The 1,155-nt window shown below is 59.2% G+C and carries 1 protein-coding gene; it reads right to left on the bottom strand.

Annotated elements, in window-relative coordinates; translation table 11 throughout:
- On the bottom strand, nt 1-1,155 hold a 1,155-nt coding region (locus QVP03_RS10730), incomplete at both ends, for a tetratricopeptide repeat protein (RefSeq protein WP_288210767.1).

Here is a 1,155-nt window from a genome sequence, read left to right as displayed (position 1 = left end):
GGTTCAGGTAGAGGAACGGGTTGCTCGGATTCTGCTCGATGGCCGCTGAGAAGGTATTTACAGCATTGGTATACTGCTTGATGAGCGACTGCGTGACACCCCGTTCGAAGAGCACCGTCCACGATGCCCGATCCGACTTGAGCTCCTCGACGTATTGCTTGTCGAGCATCACCAGCGTGTCGGCCGGGATATTGCTTTCGCGCCACGAAAGGGTGAGGTATTCGTTGTCCACCCGTTTCCTGAAGTCCTCGACGCGCTGTACGTGGTAGCGTTCCACGGTTGGCACGGTGTCGGGACGCATCAGCGTGAACTTGAACAGCGGCAGCAGGCGCATCTCCTCGTGGCCGCCGTTGTGGCCCGTGATGCGGTCGAAGCTGCCGCCCGAGAATTTGCTGTCGAACGACAACAGGCGATCGAAACGCTGCGTCGTGTCGGCATAGATCGAGTAGGTGCTGTCGCTCAGGCGGGAGCGGTACTCCGCAATCTTCTTCTGGGCCGTGTCGCGGTCTTTCTTCGCGCCCTGCGGGTCGCGCAGCAGTTCGCGCAGACGGCCGCGGTAAATATAGGCGTTGGCGAAATCGGGGTAGAGCTTGATGGCCGAGGAGTAGTCGTCTATCGCCTTCTCCAGTTCGCCCAGCTGGGCATAGACCCCTGCGCGGTTGTAGTAGACCAGCACGTTGTTGGGCGAATAGAGCGCCACCTTGTCGTAGTCGTCCAGCGCACGGTTGTAGTCGCCTATCTGCGTGCGCAGCATGGCACGGTTGAAGTAGGTCAGCGAATTGGTCGAATCTAGCTGGATCACCTTGTCGAAATCCGCGAGGGCCAGCATCGGACGGTTGGTGTCCGAGTAGACCAGTGCGCGGTTGAAATACGAAAGCAGGTAGGCCGAATCGCATTCGATGGCCTTGTTGAAATCGGCTTCGGCTTCCGCAAAGCGTTTCTGCTCCATGTAGAGTCCGCCGCGGCGGTTGTATCCGCCGGGGTTCTCGCGGTTCGTGCGGATGGCGGTGTTGAAATTGTCGTAGGCGCGTACCGTATCCTTCAGGTGCAGGTAGCTCAGGCCCCGGCAGATGAAGGCGTCGGCGACTTTGTTCTCCTGGCGGATGAACTTGTCGAAATCGTCGATGGCCTCCTTGAACTGCTGGTTCAGCAGCC

Origin of the sequence: Alistipes sp. CAG:29 (assembly GCF_000435435.1) — a bacterium.
In the GTDB taxonomy this organism is placed as follows: domain Bacteria; phylum Bacteroidota; class Bacteroidia; order Bacteroidales; family Rikenellaceae; genus Alistipes; species Alistipes onderdonkii.
This window is presented reverse-complemented; position numbering and strand designations above follow the sequence as displayed.